Source organism: Rhodococcus sp. PBTS 1 (genome assembly GCF_001620025.1).
In the GTDB taxonomy this organism is placed as follows: Bacteria; Actinomycetota; Actinomycetes; order Mycobacteriales; family Mycobacteriaceae; genus Rhodococcoides; species Rhodococcoides kroppenstedtii.
Genome location: NZ_CP015219.1, coordinates 75,693 through 96,598, shown reverse-complemented (window position 1 = coordinate 96,598; position 20,906 = coordinate 75,693). Strand labels below are relative to the sequence as shown.

Here is a 20,906-nt window from a genome sequence, read left to right as displayed (position 1 = left end):
CCACACCGGTTGGAATCAGCGTGATCGGGAGGGAATGCGGGCGGGTCAGAACCCGACGCCGGCGAACGGAGCGCGGTCGGTTGCGAACAGCGCGTCGGCCGCGGCGAGCGCGTCCGCGTCCGCCGTGACCAGGCCCGCCGTCGCGAGCGCGCGCCACGACGTGCCGCCGAGCAGCACCGCCGCGAGTTCGCGGACGTGCACTCGGACCGCGCCGGGCCCGTCGACGCGGCGGACTCCGTCCGGTCCCACCTCGACCGTCCCAGCGTTCTCGGGCAGCTCGTCGTCGTCGACGGTGACGGTGACCGGCGACCCGGAACCGTAGGTTCGCGCGGCGAGCGCCGCGTGGATGTCGAGGATGCGCAGCCACGTCTCGTCCGAGGTCGACTGCAGCCGCACCGCCCGGCGGTCGTGCACCAGCAGCGGCAGCACGGTGTCGACGGGCAGCGCGGGGAACGTGATGCGATCCACGAGGTCGAGTCGGAGCAGGAACCGGAGAAGATCAGCGAAGACGGCATCCGTGGGCGCGTGCAGGTCCTCGACGACGACGCGACGGTCCGCACCCGACCACCACTGCGACGGGTCCGTCGGCCGGTAGCGCACGTACCCGTCGTCGCGACCATCGGTGGAGTGCACCGCGACCCACACCGGCTTGTCGTCCTCGCGCAGCCGATGCGCCGCCCACCAGATCGACAACCGCGAGACGAAACCCGGACGGGCCGAGGGGTTCTCGTCGAGGATGGCGGCCTGCCGATCGAGCGACCCCTCGCGGTCGACCAGGCGGGTGGTTCCCGACGTCGCCACCCCGTCCCGTAGACGGGCGCGGGCGGTGATCACCTCGGCACGAACCGACGACGTCGCGACGCCGTAGCCGTAGCGGCCGTAGATGACCGCCTCCGATGCTCGCAGCGTGGCGACGACGTGGCCGGCGTCCCGCGCGTCGCGCAGCTGGCGTCGCAACAGGGCCGAGACGATGCCGCGGCGGGTGTGGGTCGGCAGGACGCCGACGTGGGTGACGGCGAGGTGGGAGACGGCGGCGCCGCCGGGGAGGGTGAGGGCGCCGACGCCACCGTCCGTGGTCCCGACGAGGGTCGACCCGTCGTACGCGCCGTAGGTCAGGCCCGGCTCGCGGAGGGTGCTCACGACGTCCCGCGTGACCGGCAGCGACGGCAGGCCCACCATTGCGGCGCGGAACACCTGCTGGGACGCGAGCAGCTCGTCGGGGGTGCGCAGAACGCGTATCTCGACCATTCCTCAGGACCCTACCGGCGTGCGCACCAGCGTGAGCGTGGAGCGTTGCCGGAGGTGGAAGCCCAATGCGTCGTAGAGACGAATGGCGCTGTGATTGGCCGCGCTGGTGTGCAGGAACGGCACGTCACCGCGCGCCCGGATGCCGTGTCCGACCGCGCGGATCAGGCGCGTGGCGAGACCGAGGCCGCGAAAATCGGGGTCGGTGCAGACCGCGCTGATCTCGGTCCACCCGCGGGGGTGCAACCGCTCGCCGGCCATGGCGATCAGGCGTCCCCCGTCGCGCAGACCCAGGTAGGTGCCCATCTCCAGGGTGCGGACGCGAAACGGGCCGGGGCGCGTGCACTCGACGAGGTCGAGCATCTCGGGGACGTCCGCCGGCCCGAGCACGAGAGCATCGGGATCGGGGGCGACCTCGAGGCCGGTTCCGTCGAACTGCACCAGGCCGATCGTGGACGGCACCGCCCACCCGGGCGGCGGGGTGTGGGGACCGCCGCGCAACGCGACTTCCTCACCGGGGCCGAGCAGGACGGCCAGGTCGGCCCAGTCCTGCTCGTCCAGCTGCGGGGGATGCCCGACGAAACCGGAGACCTCGGGGTCGTAGCGCGCAACCCGGCCGACCCAGCGGGCGAACGGCGCGTGGGCGCCGGCGAGGGACGATCGCACCGGATCGTCGAGCGGATGAACGGCCGTCACGGTCGGCGAGCTGCACGTCACCGACCCACTGTAGGTCCGGCCTCCGACACGTCGGGACGGTTGCGCTCACGGTGATCGCCACTCGAATGCGCGGCGCACCGCCACCCAATGTCCGGTGCTTCGCCACCGCGGTGTCCCGATCCCGTCGTGGACGGCAGAATGGTCACCGTGACCGCGAAACCAGCCGACCACCGGTGGACGTACCTCATGGACATGGACGGCGTCCTGGTCCACGAGGAGCACCTCGTCCCGGGAGCCGACCGCTTCCTGCAGGAGTTGCAGGACACCGGCACGCCGTTCATCGTGCTGACCAACAACTCCATTCGCACGCGTCGCGACCTGCAGGCGCGCCTGCGCCGCACGGGCCTGGAGATCCCCGAGGAGTCCATCTGGACCTCCGCGCTGGCCACCGCGACGTTCCTGCACAACCAGCGGCCGGGCGGCACCGCCTACGTGGTCGGCGAATCGGGCTTGACGACGGCACTGCACGACATCGGCTACATCATCACCGACATCGACCCGGACTACGTCGTGCTCGGCGAGACGCGCACGTACTCGTTCGAGGCGATCACGACGGCGATCCGACTGGTCGAGCGCGGCGCCCGCTTCATCGCCACCAACCCCGACGCCACCGGCCCGTCACGCGACGGGTCGCTGCCCGCAACGGGTTCCGTGGCGGCCCTCATCACCCGGGCCACCGGTCGCGAGCCGTACTACGTGGGCAAGCCGAACGCGCTCATGATGCGGTCGGCGCTGCGGGCCATCGGCGCGCACTCGGAGAACACGCTCATGATCGGCGACCGCATGGACACCGACGTGGTGTCCGGGCTCGAGGCGGGACTGCAGACCATCCTGGTGCTCACCGGCATCTCGACGCGGGCGTCGGTGGAGATGTATCCGTTCCGTCCGACGCGAGTAATCGAGTCGGTCGCGGACCTGGTGGGCCACACGGAGACTCCGTTCGGATGACCTTCCTCTACTCCCGTCCCGATCGCAGCGTGGTGGCGTCGGGAGCGCGACAGTCGTTCGATCACGTCGACGACGCGCGCGAGGCGCTGGCCGACGGGGATGCGTCGATTCTGGTGGGCGCGTTCGGGTTCGACGCCGCCACGCTGTGCGCCCTGGTCGAGCCGGTCACGTTCGATCGGTACGACGAGCCCCGCGTCCCGGCCGGCGGCCTCGACCTTCCGGGGGCGGTGATCGCCTCGCGCAATCCGCCGCCGGAGAAGCACGTGGACCGAGTACGCCGCGCGCTGACCATCCTGCGGCACCCGGGCGGAGCGCTGCGCAAGGTGGTGCTGGCCCGCTCGATCACCCTGGTCTTCGACCGCACGCTGGACCCGATCACGTTGGCGAACAGTCTCATCGCCGCGAATCCGGGACACAACGGGTTCTGCGTCGACCTCACCGCCGCGGGCGGGCCGTACTTCGGTCGCCACCTCGTCGGCGCGTCGCCGGAACTGTTGGTCCGCCGCACCGGGCGGGAAGTGGTGTGCCGGCCGTTCGCCGGGACCGCTCCGCGAGGTGCCGATCCCGACGCCGACCGCGCGGCCGGCGAGACGTTGCTGGCCAGTGCGAAGAACCTCGCCGAGCATCGGTACGTGGTCGACGCGATCGCCGCCGCGCTCGCTCCCCTGTGCGACGACCTCGACGTGCCCGCCGAGCCGACGCTGATCGGTACCCCCGCGGTGTGGCACCTCGCGACGCCCATCACCGGCACCCTGCGCGACTCCGCCACCACCGCACTGGACCTCGCGCTGGCCCTGCATCCGACGCCCGCGGTCGCGGGCAGCCCCACCGACCTGGCCCTGCGCACGATCGACCTGGTCGAGTCCGGCCGCAGCCGCGACTTCTACGCCGGCGCCGTCGGGTGGTGCGACGCGTCCGGTGACGGCGAATGGATGGTGGCCATCCGCTGCCTCGACATCGCCGCCGACGGTCGCAGCGGCGTCGCGACGGCCGGCGGGGGCATCGTCGCCGACTCCGATCCCGACGCCGAACTCGACGAGACCACGGCGAAGTTCGCGACGGTCCTCGCGCCTTTCGGACTCGCCTGACGCCGGACCACCGACCCGTCAGGCCCCGCTCGTCAGCGCACCCTCGATGTCGCCGAGCAGGTCGGCCACGTCCTCGAGGCCGACGGAGATACGGACCACTCCGTCCGAGATTCCTACGGCAGCACGGCCTTCCGGACCCATCGAGCGGTGCGTCGTCGTGGCCGGGTGGGTGGTCATGGTCTTGGCGTCGCCGAGGTTGTTCGAGATGTCGACGATCTTCAGGCCGTCGAGGAACCGGAACGCCCGCTCCTTGCCGCCCTCGAGCTCGAACGTCACCACCGTGCCGCCGCCGGACATCTGGGACATCGCCAGCTCGTGCTGCGGGTGCGACTCGAGGTACGGGTACCGCACCCAGGAGATCCCCGACTGCGTCTCGAGGAACTCCGCCACGGCCAGCGCGGACGCGGTCATCCGCTGCACCCGCAGAGCCATCGTCTCGAGTCCCTTGAGCAGGGTCCACGCGTTGAACGGACTCAGCGCCGGACCCGTGTGCCGCATGAGCGTCTGCACCGGTCCGTCGATGTACTCCCGCGAGCCCAGGATCGCACCGCCGAGCACGCGGCCCTGGCCGTCGATGTGCTTGGTACCGGAGTAGACCACCACATCGGCCCCGAGATCGAAGCTGCGCTGCAGGATCGGCGTCGCGAAGACGTTGTCCAGCACCACTTGTGCGCCCGCGGCGTGCGCCAACTCGACCACCCGCCGCACGTCCACCAGCGACTGCATGGGGTTCGACGGCGTCTCGAAGAACACCGCCGTGGTGGGCACCGACAGGGCCTGCTCCCACTGGTCGAGATCCTCGCCGTCGACGAAGACGGTCTCCACACCCCAGCGCGGCAGAATTTCGTTGCACACCACGAAGCACGACCCGAACAGGCTGCGCGCCGCCACCAGACGGTCCCCGGCCTTCAGCAGCGCACCGAGCGCGGTGAACACCGCCGACATACCGGAGGACGTCGCGAACGCCGCCTCCGCACCGTCGAGCAGACGGATGCGCTCCTCGAACATCGACACCGTCGGATTGCCGTAGCGCGAGTAGACGAAGTGGTCGACGTCGCCGGTGAATGCTTGCTCGGCCGCCTCCGCGCTCTCGTAGACGAAGCCGGAGGTGAGATAGAGAGCCTCGGCGTTCTCCTCGAACCCGGACCGGTTCAGCCCGCCGCGCACCCCCAGGGTGCCGGGGCCGACGCCGTCGGGAAGGGGCTTGGAGAATCCGCCGCCGCGAGGGATCACTTCTGCCGCCACGCGAGGCCGACCGCACGCCACCCGGCGCCGCCGCGGTGACCGTCGGCGTCCGTCGCGCCCTCGAAGCCGTCCAGCACGTTGTACGCCGGCGTGATCCCGGCAGCCGTCGCCGCCTCGGCGGCGCCGATGGACCGCTGACCGGAGCGACACAGGAAGACGACGGGGCCGGACTCGACCCCGGAGGCGCGCAGCTGCTCGACGAACTGCTCGTTCGGCCGGCCGTCGGGATAGCTCACCCACTCCACGAAGGCGGTGCGCTTGTTCAGCGACGAGGTGTCCGGCACGCCGACGTACGTCCACTCCGCGTGCGTGCGGACGTCGACCAACGACGCGTTCGGATCCGAGGCCAGCATCTCCCAGGCCTGCTCGGGCGTGATGTCTCCTGCGTAGCTCACGGCCCCAGTTTCGCACACGCCGTCACACCGGACCCGCGCGCGACCCCGCCCGATTTGTCGCATAGTCGCAGCGCAGGGCGATATCGGGGCAAGATGTTCCGATGAGCGACACCGCTGCTCCGGGGAGCGAAGCCACCGCGTCTGCGCAGGGCGCCGCCGGAACCGACTTCACGCACAAGCAGATCCTGACCATCATCTCCGGGCTGATGCTCGGAATGTTCCTCGCGGCGCTGGATCAGACGATCGTCTCGACGTCGATCCGCACGATCGCCGACGACCTGCAGGGGTTCTCGATCCAGGCGTGGGTCACCACGGCGTACCTCATCACCGCCACGATCTCGACCCCGCTCTACGGCAAGCTGTCCGACCTCTACGGCCGCAAGCAGTTCTTCCTCGCCGCCATCACGATCTTCGTGATCGGGTCGGCTCTCTGCGGTTTCGCGACGTCGATGTACCAGTTGGCGGCGTTCCGCGCCGTCCAGGGTCTCGGCGCCGGCGGCCTGTTCTCGCTGGCCCTGACGATCGTCGGCGACATCGTCCCGCCGCGCGAGCGCGCGAAGTACCAGGGATACTTCCTCGCCGTGTTCGGCACGTCGAGCGTGCTGGGTCCGGTCATCGGCGGCGTGCTCTCCGGTGCCGACGAGATTCTCTCCGTCACCGGCTGGCGGTGGGTGTTCTTCGTCAACGTGCCCATCGGCGTCGTCGCGTTGTTCGTCGTTGCCAAGGTGCTCAACCTGCCGCCGCGCCGCGGCAACGCCGTCGTCGACTGGGGCGGCGCCGCCGCGCTCGCGGTGGGCCTGGTCCCGCTGCTCATCATTGCCGAGCAGGGCCGCGTCTGGGGCTGGGGCTCCGGACGCGCGGTGATCTGTTACGTGATCGGCGCGCTGGGCATCGCCGCGTTCGTCGCGGTCGAAATCCGGATGAAGTCGAACGCCCTCATCCCCATGCGCTTCTTCCGCAATTCCACGTTCAGCATCGGACTGCTGCTGTCGGTGGTCACCGGTGCCGCGATGTTCGGCGGCATCACCCTGCTGCCGCAGTACCTGCAGGTGGTGAAGGGATCGTCGCCGACCCTCGCCGGATTCCAGATGCTGCCGTTGGTGCTCGGCATCATGATCGCGTCGGTGTTCTCCGGGCAGATGATCTCCCGGACCGGCCACTACCGGCCCTACCCGATCATCGGCACCACCCTGATGACGGTCTGCATGTTCGCGTTCTCGTTCATCCGCTACGACACCCCGCTGTGGGCGATCATGCTGGCGATGTTCGGGTTCGGCTTCGGACTCGGCAACCTGATGCAGCCGCTCACCCTCGCCATCCAGAACTCGCTACCGCCGCAGGACATGGGCGTCTCGACGTCGTCGGCCACGTTCTTCCGCCAGATCGGCGGGACCATCGGTGTCGCGGCGTTCCTGTCGCTGCTGTTCTCCCGCGTCACCGACACCATTCGCGACGCGCTGATCTCGGCCGCCGCGACGCCCGAGTTCCGGTCCGCCGTCGGCGAGGCGGCGCAGAGCAGCGATCCGACCGTCGCGGGGCTCGCGCAGGGACTGGCGTCGGGCGACGGGTCGGCGGCGGGCGGCGTCCTGGAGGACACGTCGTTCATCCAGAAGCTGCCGACGGCGCTCGGTGACCCCTTCCGAATCGGCTTCTCCGACGCGATGGATCAGGTGTTCGTCGCCGCCGGTGTGCTGCTGGCCGTCGGTTTCGTCATCAACCTGTTCCACAAGGAGATCCCGTTGCGCACGCAGGGTGGGCTGGCCGCCCAGCGGTCGGAGCTCGCCGAGCCCTGACCCGGACCCGGTGCGGGGGGGAGCATCCTCGCGTCAGCTGCTGCAGATCTTCCAGGCCCCGTCCTGACGCACGGCGTTCCAGGTCAGGGTCTGCTCGCTCCCGTCGAGGGTGACGGTGACGTCCACCTCGGCGGCGTCGCCGTTCACCCGCACCTCGTCGATGGTGTCCAGGTCCACGGACTCGGCGTCGCGGAGCGGGGCGTTCGTGATGCCCGCGCACTGCAGGGACGCCAACCGGTCTCCGTCGTTCTGCCCGGCGGCCTCGACGTACTCCGCGACCACCGTGCCCACCCGCTGGTTCTCGCTCACGTTGTCCTCGGGCGAGCGGGTCAGCGAGAGCACCGCGACGACGATCGCGACCACGGCCACCACCGCAGCCGCCGCGAGGAACGGGGCTGCGGTGGTGCGGCCGGCGGGTTCGGGCTCGGGTGTGCTCATGCCCGAGATCTTCTCACCCCTCCAGCGTCGGGTAGTCGGTGTAGCCCTCGGCGCCGCCGCCGTAGAAGGTGCTCTCGTCGGGCGTGTTCAGCTCGGTGTCGTGCGTCCAGCGCGTCACCAGATCCGGATTGGCGATGAACGGGCGCCCGACGGTCACCGCGTCCGCCACGCCGTCGGTCACCAGAGAGACCGCGTCGTCTCGCGTGGTGGGCTTCTCGAAACCGGTGTTGAGCACCAGCGCGCCCGACCACGCCGACCGGATCTTGCCGACGAACGGGTCGTCCGGTGCGATCAGCACGTGCAGGTAGGCCAGGCCGAGGCCGCCGATCCCGTCGAGCAGCGCCTCGTAGGCACCGGTGGTGTCGTCCTCGGCGATGCCGCTGGCCGTGGATCCGGGCGAGATGCGAATGCCCACGTGCCCGGCGCCGATCGCCTCGGCGACGGCTCGGGTCACCTCGACGACCAGACGTGCGCGGTTCTCGGGGCTGCCGCCGTAGGTGTCGGTGCGGGTGTTGGCACCGTCGGCGAGGAACTGATGCAGCAGGTAGCCGTTGGCGGCGTGGATCTCGACGCCGTCCAGACCGGCCGCGATCGCGCGCCGGGACGCGTCGACGAACTCGGTCACGATGCCCGGCAGTTCGGCTGTCTCCAGCGCGCGCGGCGTCGGGATCGGTTGCTCCCCGGATGCGGTGACCATGTCGATGCCGGGCGCGATCGCCGACGGGGCCACCGACTCCTCTCCGGTGTTGTCCGGGTGCGACACACGTCCGGCGTGCATGAGCTGCACCACGATTCGACCGCCACCGCCGTGGACGGCGTCGGCGATGCGCGCCCAGCCCGCCTGCTGCTCGTCGGTGTGGATGCCGGGGGTGTTCAGGTAGCCCTTGCCGACGGCGGACGGCTGGGTGCCCTCCGACACGATCAGCCCGGCGCCGGCGCGCTGCCGGTAGTACTCGACGTTGAGATCGTTCGGGGTGCCGTCGGGCTCGCTGCGGTTGCGGGTGAGCGGGGCCATCCACACACGGTTGCGGGTGGCGATCGCCCCCGCGTCGAGCGGCTGGAGAATCGGAGAATCGGGGCCGAGTTCGGTCACGGGTGGGGCCTTTCCGGGGGTTTAGTCGGACCATCACTATTCGTCGCCACAACGGCGCCGCGACTGTTCGATGCCTGCTCCCTGCCGCTGACCTGGCGGACCAAGGCCCCCACCTGTTCATTTATGCTTGGCTGTCCGCCCCGTTCGACCGTGAGGTAGATCCACGCTGATGACTGACCAGACCCGCCCGCTTCGTGTGGCCATCGTGGGCGCCGGCCCGGCCGGAATCTACGCCGCCGATGCCCTGATGAAGTCGGACCACAACGTGTCCGGTCCCGGCGTGAGCATCGACCTCTACGAGCGCATGCCCGCCCCCTTCGGGCTGATCCGTTACGGCGTCGCGCCGGACCACCCGCGCATCAAGGGCATCATCACCGCGCTGCACAAGGTGCTCGACAAGCCGCAGGTGCGCCTGCTCGGCAACATCGACTACGGCACGGACATCGACCTGCCGACCCTGCGCCGTTTCTACGACGCGGTCATCTTCTCCACCGGTGCCAACGCCGACCGTGACCTGAAGATCCCGGGCATCGACCTCGACGGCAGCTACGGCGCCGCGGACTTCGTCTCCTGGTACGACGGTCATCCCGACGTCCCGCGCACCTGGCCGCTCGAGGCCGAGAAGGTCGCCGTGCTCGGCGTCGGCAACGTCGCTCTCGACGTCGCGCGCGTGCTGGCGAAGACCGGCGACGAGCTGCTCCCCACGGAGATCCCGGCCAACGTGTACGAGGGTCTCAAGGCCAACAAGGCCGTCGAGGTGCACGTGTTCGGCCGCCGCGGTCCCGCGCAGGCCAAGTTCACTCCGCTCGAGCTGCGCGAGCTCGACCACTCGCCCAACATCGAGGTCATCGTCGCGCCGGAGGACATCGACTACGACGAGGGCTCGGAGAAGGCCCGCCGCGAGTCCAAGCAGGTCGACATGGTGGCCAACACCCTCCAGGACTGGGCCATCCGGGACCAGGGCGACCGTCCGCACAAGCTGTTCCTGCACTTCTTCGAGTCCCCGCACGAGGTGCTCGGAGAGGACGGCAAGGTGGTCGGCCTGCGGACCGAGCGCACCGAGCTCGACGGCACCGGCAACGTCAAGGGCACCGGCAAGTACACGGACTGGGACGTCCAGGCCGTGTACCGCGCCGTCGGCTACCTGTCGCAGAACATCGCCGACCTGCCGTTCGACGAGCTCGCGGGCACCATTCCGAACGAGGCCGGCCGCGTGCTCAACAACGACGGCACGCCGTTCCCCTCCACCTACGTCACCGGCTGGATCAAGCGCGGCCCGGTGGGTCTCATCGGCCACACCAAGGGCGACGCCAACGAGACCGTCGCCAACCTTCTGGCCGACGCGCCGTCGTTCGCCGGCGCGGAGGAGCCCGCCGAGGACGCGGTGACGGCGTTCCTCGAGTCGAAGAACATCCCGTTCACCACGTGGGACGGCTGGTACCGGCTCGACGCCCACGAGCGCAGCCTGGGTGAGCCCCAGGGGCGCGAGCGGGTCAAGGTCGTCGAGCGCGAGGACATGCTCCGCGCCAGCGAGCCCGACAAGATCTAGATCCGGACCGCCAGCAGGCGTCCCTCACGCTCCTCCTTGCGAGCGTGCTCGTTGAAATCCGGTGCGGCGCACGCGAACAGTGTGCGCCCATCGGATCCACCGAAACCGCAGGCGAACACGCCGGTGTCGAAGGTCAACTCGTCGACGACACCCTCGCCCTCGCGGATCTGCACGATCCGCTGGTTCAGCGCGTCGGCCGCCCACAGCGTGCCGTCCGGTCCCAGCGCGCACCCGTCGGGTGCCACCACCACCTCGCCGATTCCCGTCGCCATGTCGGTCGACTCCGGCATCGGGCCCAGCACCGCCCAGTCCCGACGCGGGCCGAGTGCGCCGTCGGCACCGATGCGGAACGCGGAGATCCGGTTGCCGAGGGTCTCGTCGACCAGCAGGTCACCGTCGGTGGTCACCGCCATCCCGTTGGGAAAGTGCAGGTCCGTCGCGTCCTCGTGAACCGAGCCGTCGGGTTCGACGCGCAGGAGCGACGCCGTCTCGATCGGGGCCATGTTCATGAGGTCGAAGCCGAAGTTGCCGACGTACGCGCGACCGTCGGCGTCGACGTGCATGTCGTTGGCGTGGCCGGTGGCGTGCGCCGACAGATCCGCGTGCACGGTGAGGCTGCCGTCGTGCTCGCGGCGCAGAACCTTCCGGTCGCGCATAGACACCACGAGGAGTCGGCCGTCGGGCAGCCAGCCGAGCCCCGACGGCTGCTCCGCTACCTCCGCCTCCACCCGGACGTCGTCTCCGTCCTCGGTCGCGGACAGCACCTGGCCCGTGTAGAAGTCGGACACCCAGATCCGGCCGTCGTGCCAGCGCGGGCACTCGAAGTAGGTGTAGCCCTCCAGCACGACTTTCGGTTCGGCCTTCATGAATCTCCTCGAATCTCGTCGATCACCCACGGTGGGTCGTACGTCGTAAGCTTCTGTGAGGCATCCTGACAGACGTGTTCGACAGCCACGTCCACATCAGAGATCCTCGATTTCCGCTGGTGAACAACGAGACCTACCAGCCGGGGTCGTACACGGTGGCGGACTACCTCGCGGACGTCGACGGGCTCGGGGTGACCGGTGGCGCTGTCGTCTCCGGCACGTTCCAGTCGAAGGACACGACGTTCCTCGAGGCCGCGCTGGACGAGCTGGGGCCGGGCTGGGTGGGGGTGGTCCATCTCGCCGACGACGCCACCGACGACGACATCGCCGCTCTCGACCGCGCCGGCGTCCGCGCCCTGCGCTTCCACCTGCGGCGCGGGGTGTCGGACCTGTCCACGATGACCCGCCAGGCCGTCCGGGCGCACTCCGTCGCGGGATGGCACGCCGAGTTCTACGTCGACGCGGGCCTGCTCCGCACCCTCGAACCGGTGATGTCGAAACTGCCCGCGGTGAGCATCGACCACCTCGGGATGTCCGAGGACGCCATGCCCTACCTGCTGCAACTGGTCGACCGAGGGGCGCGCGTCAAGGCATCGGCGTTCGGGCGCATCGACCACGATCCACTGTCGGCGATGCGCCGCATCCACGCGGTGAGCCCCGAGGCGCTCATGTTCGGCTCCGACCTGCCGGGCACCCGAGCGCGGCGGCGATTCGAGCCGGCGGACCTCGACGTCATCGCCGAGGCCGTCGGCGGGGATCTACAGGCGGTGCTGGTGGGCAACGCGCGGGCCTGGTACCGGCAGCGGTAGCGACGCGCGTCAGACCAGGACGGCGAGCAGCCAGGTCCCGGCGGCGAGGAGCGCCCCGAACAGTTCGACGAGGATCGACAAACCCACCGCCTTCGTGGCGTGGACCGTCGACCGCCAGGCCGACCCCGCGGTGCGACTGCGCGGCAGCTCCGCCAGGAACACCCCCAGCGGGAAGCCGAGGAACAACCCCACCACCGGGACGACGAAGAACCCGACGATGCCGACCACACCGCCGACGACGATCGAGCGCGTCGGCACGCCGGCGTCCCGCAGGCGTCGGCCGGGCCACAGGTACTTCACGACGCCGGAGATCACCAGCAGCGCCGCGGCCACGCCGAACACCGTCCACGCCGTCGTCGTCGCGGTGACGAACGCCCACACGCCGATCGCGGCGAGAATCAGCAGGACGCCCGGCAGGACGGGCACGACGATGCCGATCAGGCCGACGACGATCGCCAGCCCGACGAGCAGTTCGCCGCCCGCGCTCACGTCGCCGAGACCGGCCTGACCCGACTCGCCGCGGTGCGGGCACGATCCCGTGCGGTCTCGACGTCCGCGGCCGTCGCGTAGGCGACGCCCATCCGTCGTCGCGCGAAGCTCTCCGGCTTGCCGAACAACCGCACGTCGGATTCGGGGACCCGCAGGGCGTCGTCGACACCCTCGAACGCGATGCCGACCTCGTCGAGACCGCCGTAGATCACGGCCGACGCGCCGGGCGAACGCAGCGAAGTGTCCACGGGCAGGCCGAGGATCGCGCGGGCGTGCAGCTCGAACTCCGAGAGCCGCTGCGTCCCCAGCGTGACCAGGCCGGTGTCGTGCGGCCGCGGGCTGACCTCGGAGAAGTAGACGTCGTCACCCTGCACGAACAGCTCGACGCCGAACACCCCGCGCCCACCGAGCGCCGTCGTGATGGTGCGGGCCACCTCGCGCGACGCCTCCAGCGCGACCGGCGACATCGGCTGCGGCTGCCACGACTCGACGTAGTCCCCGGACTCCTGCAGGTGCCCGATCGGCTCGCAGAAGTACGTCTCGATCTCGCCGGACTCGTCGGAGGCGCGCACCGTGAGTTGCGTGATCTCGTAGTCGAAGTCGACGAACCCCTCGACGATCACCCGGCCGAGCGCCACCCGACCGCCGGCCTGTGCGTAGTCCCAGGCCGCCTGGACGTCGTCGTCACCTCGGACGACCGACTGTCCCTTGCCCGACGACGACATCACCGGCTTGATCACGGCCGGAAATCCGGTGCGCGACAACACCTCTCGCACCTCGTCGACGCTGTCGGCGAAGCCGTAGGGGGACGTCGGCAGTCCGAGCTCCTCCGCCGCGAGACGACGGATGCCCTCCCGGTTCATCGTCAACTGCGTCGCGCGCGCCGTCGGCACCACCGTGGTGACGCCGCGCTGCTCGACGACGGCCAACGCGTCCGTGGCGATGGCCTCGATCTCGGGGACGATCAGATGCGGCTGCTCGGCGTCGATCACGGCCAGCAGCGCGTCGGGATCGCTCATGTTCACCGTGTGCGCGCGGTGCGCGACCTGGTGGCCGGGCGCGTCGGCGTACCGGTCGACGGCGATCACCTCGACCCCGAGCCGCTGCAGCGCGACGATCACCTCCTTGCCCAGCTCACCCGAGCCCAGCAGCATCACCTTGGTCGCGGACGGGGACAGCGGAGTTCCGAGCCGGAGAGTCGTCACAGCAGGCATGCTATCGGGCATGGCGGACACCACCGACCTGCTGACCTACCTCCAACGCGGCCGCGACGCGGTGCTGTGGAAGCTCGACGGCGCCACCGAACACGACATCCGGCGGCCCCTCACCCGCACCGGCACCAATCTCCTGGGCCTCGTCAAACACCTCGCCGCCGTGGAGTCGGGGTATCTGGGACTCGTGTTCGACCGGCCGTTCCCGGAGCCGATTCCGTGGGCCGGTGCGGACGTGGAGGCGAACGCGGACATGTGGGCCACCCCCGACCAGTCCCGCGCGGAGCTGGTCGACCTCTACCGCCGCGTGTCCGCCCACGGCGACGAGACGGTGCGGCTCCTCGGTCCCGACGCGGAGGGGTCGGTGCCGTGGTGGCCCGGGCGCGGGCCGGTGACCGTCTCCTTCGTCCTGGTGCACCTGATCGCCGAGACCCATCGGCACGCGGGCCACGCCGACATCGTGCGGGAACTCGTCGACGACTCGGCCGGGATGAGCGCCGGCAACTCGAACCTCCCCGACGGCGACCTCGACTGGTGGGCCGACTACCGCGGGCGGGTGGACGGGGCGGCGGAGAGGTATCGGTGATCATCCGCCCTGCCCGTCCGTCGGAGCTCACTGTCCTGCAGGACATCGAACGGTCCGCGGGGATGCTGTTCGCCGAGATCGGCATGTCCGAAGTCGCGAACGACGACCCGCCGTCCCTCGACGAGCTCGCCTCGTTCGCGGATGCCGGCGGATGCTGGGTCGCGGTCGACGACAACGGGCCGGTCGGATACTCCCTCGACGGACCGGTGGACGGTGCCGTTCACCTGCACCAACTCTCCGTGCGCCACGACCGGACCCGCCGCGGGATCGGTTCGGCGCTGCTCGCGCACGTGCTCGAGCGCGCCGACTCTGCTGTCACGCTCACGACCTTCGTCGACGTGCCCTGGAACGGGCCGTACTACCTGGTGCGAGGGTTCCGCTGCTTGTCGCCGGACGAGGAAACACCGGGCCTGCGCGCACTCCGTGACGAGGAACGTGCGCGCGGGTTGGACCGGTGGCCGCGGGCGTGCATGCGGTTCCGGTGACGATCGTGGGTTCCAGTTGCGCAGGTTCCCGCCACCCTCACCGGTTGCAACCCGCGCGCCTGACCGGAACCCGAGCAGGTGCGACGGGACGGGGCCGACTCCCCGAACCTGCTCCCCTTTCGACAACCTGCTTCGGTTGTAACCGGAGCAGGCTGCTGAAACCGGAGCAACTTCCCACCCGCGCAGGTTCCCGCCACCTTCACCGGTTGCAACCCGCGCGCCTGACCGGAACCCGCGCAGCACCGACCATCCGGTCCCCCGACCCGCACGATCGGGTCACGGCTCGGGCGCCCCGTCGTGGTTAGGGTCGGCGCATGACTTCAGGTGGGCCTCTGGCCGGGATCAAGGTCGTCGAACTCGCGGGCATCGGCCCGGGACCGCATGCCGCGACGCTCCTCGCCGATCTGGGCGCGGACGTGGTGCGAGTGCAGCGGGCGGGTGCGCTGCCGGGCGAGGGCGCGACCGGTGATCCGTTGATCCGGAACCGCCGCGTCGTCGAGGCCAACCTCAAGGATCCCGCCGACCTGGACCGCGTGCAGCGACTGGTGGACCGCGCCGACGTGCTCATCGAAGGGTTCCGCCCCGGCGTCACGGAGCGCATGGGCCTCGGGCCGGAGGACACGACGGGCCGCAACCCCCGCCTGATCTACGGCCGCATGACGGGGTGGGGTCAGGACGGTCCGTGGGCGCAGACGGCCGGCCACGACATCAACTACATCTCCGTGACCGGCGTGCTGCACGCGATCGGCCGCGAGGGCGAGCGCCCGGTGCCGCCGCTGAACATGGTGGGCGACTTCGGTGGCGGCTCGATGTTCCTGGTCACCGGCATTCTGGCGGCGCTGGTGGAGCGGGCGTCGTCGGGCCGCGGGCAGGTGATCGACGCCGCGATGGTCGACGGCACGGTCGCGCTGTCGCACATGATCTGGGGGTGGCGCGGCATCGGCATGTGGTCCGACGAGCGCGGCACGAACCTCCTCGACACCGGTGCGCCCTTCTACGACACGTACGAGACCGCGGACGGCAAGCACGTCGCGGTGGGCGCGCTCGAGCCGCAGTTCTACGCCGCGCTCCTGCAGGGTCTCGGCCTCGACCCGGGCGCGCTACCGCACCAGCTGGACCGCGATCGGTGGCCCGAGCTGCGGAAGACCTTCACCGACGTCTTCGCCTCCCGCACCCGCGACGAGTGGGCCGCCACCTTCGACGGGACCGACGCGTGCGTGACGCCGGTGCTCACGTTCGGGGAGGCGTCGTCGCATCCGCAGATGACGGCGCGCGAGAACCTCGTCGACGTCGACGGCATCACCCAGCATGCTCCCGCGCCGCGCTTCTCCCGGACCGTGCCGACGCGCCCGGAGGGCCCGGCCCGTACCGCGGCGGATCCGGACGAGATCTGGACCTGATGGACGCCGCCGCGTGGGACGCGAAGTACGACGGACGCACCCCGTCGCCCGGGTCGCCGCCCGACGACGTGCTGGTCGAGTTCGTCACCTCGCGTCCGCGCGGCCGGGCGCTGGACCTCGCCTGCGGTCACGGTCGCAACGCGCTGTGGTTGGCGACGCGGGGATGGCAGGTCGACGCGGTCGACTTCAGTGGCGCTGCGCTCTCGGGGGCGGCGTCGGTGGCCGCGACGGCGACGCGGTCCATTCGCGAGCGCATCCGCTGGGTCCACGCGGACGTCACGACGCTCGTTCCGCCGCGTGAGTACGACCTCGTCGTCGCGTCGTATCTGCACCTGCCGCCGGACGTCCGACGGACGGTGCTGAAGGCGGCGATCGGAGCCCTGAAACATGAGGGAATCCTCATCGTGATCGGTCACCACACGGACAATCCGACGACGGGTGCGCCGGGGCCGTCGGATGTCGAGATCCTGTACACACCAAGTGATCTCGTCGCCGATCTGCCCGCCGCCGCGATCGTCGTCCGGGCCGACACGACGTCGCGCCGAGTGGGTGACGCGACCGCACTCGACACCGTTCTGGTGGCGTCGGTTACCGACGAGTAATCCCCTGTTGGCAGGGCCCCACCGTCGGCGTACTATGGCGTCAAGTTACTGGCGAGTAGCAAGCGCCGGGTGCTCACCGAAGGCGGTACCGACGAGGGCGGACCGCACCACCTAGTACGGAGACGCAGTCACATGGGCCACTACAAGAGCAATCTGCGAGACCTCGAGTTCAACTTGTTCGAGCTCTACGCCCTCGACAAGACGCTCGCGTCCGGGGAGTTCGGCGACCTGGACGTCGACACGGTACGGGAGATGCTGGTCGAGGTCCGTCGCCTCGCCGAGGGCCCGCTGGGCGAGTCCTTCGCCGACGCGGACCGCAACCCGCCCACCTTCGACCCGGAGACGCACACCGTCACGCTGCCGGAGTCGTTCAAGAAGTCCTACCGCGCGCTGCAGGAGGCCGGCTGGGACCACCTCGGTCTCGACGAGGAGCTCGGCGGCCTGCCCGCCCCCCGCCAGGTGTTCTGGGCCGTCGCGGAGATGCTGCTCGGCTCGCAGCCCGCCGCGTTCATGTACGCCGCCGGCCCCGGCTTCGCGCAGATTCTCTACGACAACGGCAACGACGAGCAGAAGCGTTGGGCCCAGCTCGCCTCCGAGCGCAACTGGGGCGCCACCATGGTGCTCACCGAGCCCGACGCCGGATCCGACGTCGGCGCCGGCCGCACCAAGGCCATCCAGCAGGAGGACGGCACCTGGCACATCGAGGGCGTGAAGCGCTTCATCACCTCGGCCGACTCGGACGACCTCTTCGAGAACATCTTCCACCTGGTTCTCGCTCGCCCCGAGGGCGGCAAGCCCGGCACCAAGGGCCTGTCCCTCTTCTTCGTGCCGAAGTTCCACTTCGACTCCGAGACCGGTGAACTGGGCGAGCGCAACGGCGTCTTCGTCACCAACGTCGAGCACAAGATGGGTCTGAAGGTCTCCGCCACGTGCGAGCTCACCCTCGGCGGCCACGGCATCCCGGCCAAGGGCTGGCTCGTCGGCGACGTTCACAACGGCATCGCGCAGATGTTCGACGTCATCGAGCACGCCCGAATGATGGTGGGCACCAAGGCCATCTCGACCCTGTCCACCGGGTACCTCACCGCGCTGGACTACGCCAAGCAGCGTGTCCAGGGTGCCGACCTGACGCAGATGACCGACAAGACGGCCCCGCGCGTCACCATCACGCACCACCCCGACGTCCGTCGTTCGCTCATGACCCAGAAGGCCTACGCCGAGGGCCTGCGCGCGGTGTACCTCTACACCGCCGCCCACCAGGACGAGGCTGCGGCGCAGCACGTTTCGGGTGCGGACAAGGACACCGCGTACCGCGTGAACGATCTGCTGCTGCCGATCGTGAAGGGTGTCGGGTCCGAGGTCGCGTACGAGCAGCTCGCGCAGAGCCTGCAGACCCTGGGTGGGTCCGGCTTCCTGCAGGACTACCCCATCGAGCAGTACATCCGCGACGCCAAGATCGACTCGCTGTACGAGGGCACCACCGCCATCCAGGCGCAGGACTTCTTCTTCCGGAAGATCGCCCGTGACCGCGGCGTCGCCCTCGCTCACGTTGCCGGGCAGATCAAGTCGTGGATCGACAGCGAGGCCGGCAACGGTCGCCTCAAGAGCGAGCGCGCCCTGCTGAACACCGCGCTCGAGGACGTCCAGGGCATGGTCGCCACGCTCACCCAGCACCTCATGGGTGCGCAGGAGCAGCCCACCGAGCTGTACAAGGTGGGTCTCGGCTCCGTGCGTCTGCTGCTGAGCGTCGGCGACCTCATGATCGGCTGGTTGCTGCTGCGCCAGTCCGAGATCGCCCTCGCCGCGCTCGACAACGGACCCAGCGCCAAGGACAAGCCTTTCTACGAGGGCAAGGTCGCCGTGGCGTCGTTCTTCGCCAAGAACATCCTCCCGCGTCTGACCAGCACCCGTCAGATCCTGAGCGATCTCGACAACGACGTGATGGAGCTCGACGAAGCCGCGTTCTGATCCGCCCGTTCTCCTCACCCCTCGGCCGCACCGTTCTCCGAAATGGTGCGGCCGAGGCGTTTGTGGAGCCGATGTGCGGCAACCCGTCCCGGACCGCCGGGACAGGCCCGGTCGGCGATCGAGGAGGACGACGATGGCAGCAAACAATGGCCCCGTGGCCGCGCGGCCGGGCTACGGGCGGTCACCGGTGCAATGGGGTGCCCTTCTGGTGGGCATCGTGTTTCTGGCGGTCGGGATTCTCGGCTTCGTGCCGGGCATCACGACGAACTACGACAGCCTGAGTTTCGCCGGGCACCACTCCGGCGCGATGCTGCTGGGCATATTCGCGGTGTCGATCCTGCACAACATCGTGCACCTGCTCTTCGGGGTCGCGGGGATCGCCATGTCCCGCACTCCGGCGAGCGCACGGACGTATCTGATCGGTGGCGGGGTGATCTACCTCGTGCTGTTCGTGTACGGCCTGGTGATCGACCACGACAGTTCGGCGAACTTCGTGCCCGTCAACAGCGCCGACAACTGGCTGCACCTGGTCCTCGGGGTCGGCATGATCGCGTTGGGCTTCGTCCTGCCGCGCGCGGTCCGCACCGCCACCACCGCCACCCCGCGGAGGTAGGCGGGCCAACTGCTCAGGCTCCCGCCACCCGCGCAGGTTGCAACCGGTGAGGGTGGCGGGAACCTGCGCAGGTGGGCTCACCCCTCGGGCGGCACCGACCGGAGGATGCGCTCGGCGTGCCGGATCACGGGTGCGTCGACCATCTTGCCGTCGACGGTGAACACCCCGCGTTCCGTGTCGGCGGCCGCGAGAACCCGCCGCGCCCAGTCGATCCGGGCTTCTGACGGGGTGTAGCAATCCCGAATCACGGCGGCCTGCGTCGGGTGCAGCGCGACCTTCGCGTCGAATCCCACGGCGACGGCGTCGTCGGTCTCCGCACGCAGCCCGTCCAGGTCGGCGATGTCGAGGTAGACCGAGTCCAGGGCCGCCCGCCCGAAGGCCTTCGCCGCGAGCAGCACCGACGACCGCGCGTGGTGCGCCACGTCCCGGTAGGACCCGTCGGCCCAGCGCGAGGACTCTCCCACGAGTGCGGCGATCAGATCCTCCGCACCCCACATCACGGCCACGACCCCGTCGGCGGCGGCGACCTCGGCCGCGCGCACCACACCCAACGGGGTCTCGATCAGGGCGACCACCTCACGGCCGCTCAGTGCCCGAACGTCCTCGGCCGATTCACATTTGGGCACCATCACGCGGCGGTACGGCGTGCGGTCGAGAGCGGCGAGGTCGGCGGCGAACTCGTCGGTGGTGCGAGCGTTCACCCGTACCACGGTCCGAGCCGGGTCCAGCGGGTTCTTTATCACCGCCGCCCGGGCGGCGGCCTTGTCGGCGGGCGCGACGGCGTCCTCGAGGTCGAGGATCACCACGTCGGCCGCGGCTGCCGCCTTGGCGTACCGCTCGGGTCGGTCGGCGGGACAGAACATCCAGACAGGGCTCACGGGACCGACACTCACGCACTCGGCTCCCGCCGCACCAACGTTTTCCGGGTCGCCGTCGCCACCACGACGCCGTGCTGGTTGCGCCCGGTGTGCTCGAACGTCACGATGCCTTCACCCGGCCGCGACGACGACTCGCGCTTGGCCGCGATCAGCGTCTCGGCGTACAGCGTGTCACCGTGGAACAACGGCTTGGGAAAAGCGATGTCGGAGAATCCGAGGTTCGCGACGATCGTGCCCTGCGTCAGCTGCGCCACCGACAGTCCGACCAGCGTGGAGAGGGTGAACATCGAATTGACCAGGCGCTCACCGAAGGTGGTGTCCGCGGCGTAGGCGGCGTCGAGGTGCAACGCCTGCGTGTTCATCGTCAGGGTGGTGAACAGGACGTTGTCGGCCTCGGTGATCGTGCGTCCGGGCCGGTGCTCGTAGACGGTACCGATCTCCATCTCGTCGAACCACAGCCCGCGCTGGACGACGCGGACCGGGTCGCC

General features: G+C 70.0%; 22 protein-coding genes. 11 read left to right on the top strand and 11 right to left on the bottom strand.

The window, feature by feature from the left end; translation table 11 throughout:
* Positions 1-45: 45 nt before the first annotated feature.
* Entirely contained in the window at positions 46-1,248 is a 1,203-nt protein-coding gene (locus tag A3Q40_RS00415) for a GNAT family N-acetyltransferase (RefSeq protein WP_068099328.1), read from the bottom strand.
* Positions 1,249-1,251: 3 nt separating this feature from the next.
* Positions 1,252-1,962 carry a GNAT family N-acetyltransferase gene (locus tag A3Q40_RS00410; RefSeq protein WP_068099327.1) on the bottom strand — a complete coding sequence of 237 codons (711 nt, stop codon included), beginning with the start codon at positions 1,960-1,962 and terminating at the stop codon, positions 1,252-1,254.
* A 186-nt stretch (positions 1,963-2,148) separates the two neighbouring features.
* Here A3Q40_RS00410 and A3Q40_RS00405 point away from each other — a divergent pair, with 186 nt between their 5' ends.
* Together A3Q40_RS00405 and A3Q40_RS00400 are read left to right on the top strand one after the other, a co-directional pair.
* Positions 2,149-2,910: an HAD-IIA family hydrolase gene (locus A3Q40_RS00405; RefSeq protein ID WP_068104775.1), complete on the top strand. Its 762-nt coding sequence runs from the start codon at positions 2,149-2,151 to the stop codon at positions 2,908-2,910.
* Entirely contained in the window at positions 2,907-3,998 is a 1,092-nt protein-coding gene (locus tag A3Q40_RS00400; protein ID WP_068099326.1) for an isochorismate synthase, read from the top strand. Before A3Q40_RS00405 ends, A3Q40_RS00400 begins: the two co-directional genes overlap by 4 nt.
* A gap of 18 nt (positions 3,999-4,016) precedes the next feature.
* On the opposite strand, the gene A3Q40_RS00395 is transcribed toward A3Q40_RS00400, so the two are convergent.
* Together A3Q40_RS00395 and A3Q40_RS00390 are read right to left on the bottom strand one after the other, a co-directional pair.
* Entirely contained in the window at positions 4,017-5,228 is a 1,212-nt protein-coding gene (locus tag A3Q40_RS00395) for an O-succinylhomoserine sulfhydrylase (RefSeq protein WP_068104774.1), read from the bottom strand.
* The gene (locus A3Q40_RS00390) at positions 5,228-5,638 is read right to left on the bottom strand and encodes a rhodanese-like domain-containing protein (RefSeq protein ID WP_068099325.1); all 411 of its coding nucleotides are present in this window, start codon (positions 5,636-5,638) and stop codon (positions 5,228-5,230) included. Before A3Q40_RS00390 ends, A3Q40_RS00395 begins: the two co-directional genes overlap by 1 nt.
* A gap of 101 nt (positions 5,639-5,739) precedes the next feature.
* Between A3Q40_RS00390 and A3Q40_RS00385 the strand changes: the two genes are divergently transcribed.
* Positions 5,740-7,431 carry an MDR family MFS transporter gene (locus tag A3Q40_RS00385; protein WP_068099324.1) on the top strand — a complete coding sequence of 564 codons (1,692 nt, stop codon included), beginning with the start codon at positions 5,740-5,742 and terminating at the stop codon, positions 7,429-7,431.
* A gap of 33 nt (positions 7,432-7,464) precedes the next feature.
* On the opposite strand, the gene A3Q40_RS00380 is transcribed toward A3Q40_RS00385, so the two are convergent.
* Together A3Q40_RS00380 and A3Q40_RS00375 are read right to left on the bottom strand one after the other, a co-directional pair.
* Positions 7,465-7,869 carry an Rv0361 family membrane protein gene (locus A3Q40_RS00380; protein WP_068099323.1) on the bottom strand — a complete coding sequence of 135 codons (405 nt, stop codon included), beginning with the start codon at positions 7,867-7,869 and terminating at the stop codon, positions 7,465-7,467.
* Positions 7,870-7,882: 13 nt separating this feature from the next.
* Entirely contained in the window at positions 7,883-8,884 is a 1,002-nt protein-coding gene (locus A3Q40_RS00375) for an alkene reductase (RefSeq protein WP_235606623.1), read from the bottom strand.
* Between the two features lie 247 nt (positions 8,885-9,131).
* On the opposite strand from A3Q40_RS00375, the gene A3Q40_RS00370 reads away from it, so the two are divergent.
* Positions 9,132-10,511, top strand: a complete 1,380-nt coding sequence (locus tag A3Q40_RS00370) for an FAD-dependent oxidoreductase (RefSeq protein ID WP_068099322.1) — start codon at positions 9,132-9,134, stop codon at positions 10,509-10,511.
* On the opposite strand, the gene A3Q40_RS00365 is transcribed toward A3Q40_RS00370, so the two are convergent.
* On the bottom strand, positions 10,508-11,377 hold the full coding sequence (locus A3Q40_RS00365) for an SMP-30/gluconolactonase/LRE family protein (protein ID WP_068099321.1): 870 nt from the start codon (positions 11,375-11,377) through the stop codon (positions 10,508-10,510). The genes A3Q40_RS00370 and A3Q40_RS00365 overlap by 4 nt on opposite strands.
* 74 nt (positions 11,378-11,451) lie before the next feature.
* Between A3Q40_RS00365 and A3Q40_RS00360 the strand changes: the two genes are divergently transcribed.
* Positions 11,452-12,186 carry an amidohydrolase family protein gene (locus A3Q40_RS00360; protein ID WP_068099320.1) on the top strand — a complete coding sequence of 245 codons (735 nt, stop codon included), beginning with the start codon at positions 11,452-11,454 and terminating at the stop codon, positions 12,184-12,186.
* A 9-nt stretch (positions 12,187-12,195) separates the two neighbouring features.
* Here A3Q40_RS00360 and A3Q40_RS00355 read toward each other — a convergent pair whose 3' ends face one another.
* Together A3Q40_RS00355 and purT are read right to left on the bottom strand one after the other, a co-directional pair.
* Entirely contained in the window at positions 12,196-12,675 is a 480-nt protein-coding gene (locus tag A3Q40_RS00355; protein ID WP_068099319.1) for a DUF456 domain-containing protein, read from the bottom strand.
* Positions 12,672-13,829, bottom strand: coding sequence for a formate-dependent phosphoribosylglycinamide formyltransferase (gene purT / locus A3Q40_RS00350; RefSeq protein WP_235606622.1), 1,158 nt, complete (start codon positions 13,827-13,829; stop codon positions 12,672-12,674). The genes A3Q40_RS00355 and purT overlap by 4 nt, the downstream gene beginning before the upstream one ends.
* 70 nt (positions 13,830-13,899) lie before the next feature.
* On the opposite strand from purT, the gene A3Q40_RS00345 reads away from it, so the two are divergent.
* The 6 genes from A3Q40_RS00345 (at position 13,900) to A3Q40_RS00320 (ending at position 19,540) form a co-directional block, all read left to right on the top strand.
* Complete coding sequence (locus A3Q40_RS00345) at positions 13,900-14,472, top strand: DinB family protein (RefSeq protein WP_068099317.1); 573 nt, start codon at positions 13,900-13,902, stop codon at positions 14,470-14,472.
* Entirely contained in the window at positions 14,469-14,957 is a 489-nt protein-coding gene (locus tag A3Q40_RS00340; protein WP_068099316.1) for a GNAT family N-acetyltransferase, read from the top strand. The genes A3Q40_RS00345 and A3Q40_RS00340 overlap by 4 nt, the downstream gene beginning before the upstream one ends.
* A gap of 314 nt (positions 14,958-15,271) precedes the next feature.
* Complete coding sequence (locus A3Q40_RS00335; RefSeq protein WP_068099315.1) at positions 15,272-16,357, top strand: CaiB/BaiF CoA transferase family protein; 1,086 nt, start codon at positions 15,272-15,274, stop codon at positions 16,355-16,357.
* A complete protein-coding gene (locus A3Q40_RS00330) occupies positions 16,357-16,959 on the top strand; it encodes a class I SAM-dependent methyltransferase (RefSeq protein ID WP_068099314.1) in 603 nt (200 codons plus the stop codon). The genes A3Q40_RS00335 and A3Q40_RS00330 overlap by 1 nt, the downstream gene beginning before the upstream one ends.
* Before the next feature lie 132 nt (positions 16,960-17,091).
* Positions 17,092-18,927: an acyl-CoA dehydrogenase gene (locus A3Q40_RS00325; RefSeq protein WP_068099313.1), complete on the top strand. Its 1,836-nt coding sequence runs from the start codon at positions 17,092-17,094 to the stop codon at positions 18,925-18,927.
* A gap of 133 nt (positions 18,928-19,060) precedes the next feature.
* Positions 19,061-19,540 carry a DUF4383 domain-containing protein gene (locus A3Q40_RS00320; protein ID WP_068099312.1) on the top strand — a complete coding sequence of 160 codons (480 nt, stop codon included), beginning with the start codon at positions 19,061-19,063 and terminating at the stop codon, positions 19,538-19,540.
* A 77-nt stretch (positions 19,541-19,617) separates the two neighbouring features.
* Here the strand turns inward: A3Q40_RS00320 and A3Q40_RS00315 are convergent, their stop codons facing one another.
* Entirely contained in the window at positions 19,618-20,433 is an 816-nt protein-coding gene (locus A3Q40_RS00315; RefSeq protein WP_068099311.1) for an HpcH/HpaI aldolase/citrate lyase family protein, read from the bottom strand.
* Positions 20,430-20,861 (bottom strand): MaoC family dehydratase, encoded by a 432-nt coding sequence (locus tag A3Q40_RS00310; RefSeq protein WP_068104771.1) that lies wholly within the window; start codon positions 20,859-20,861, stop codon positions 20,430-20,432. The genes A3Q40_RS00315 and A3Q40_RS00310 overlap by 4 nt, the downstream gene beginning before the upstream one ends.
* Between the last annotated feature and the right edge of the window lie 45 nt (positions 20,862-20,906).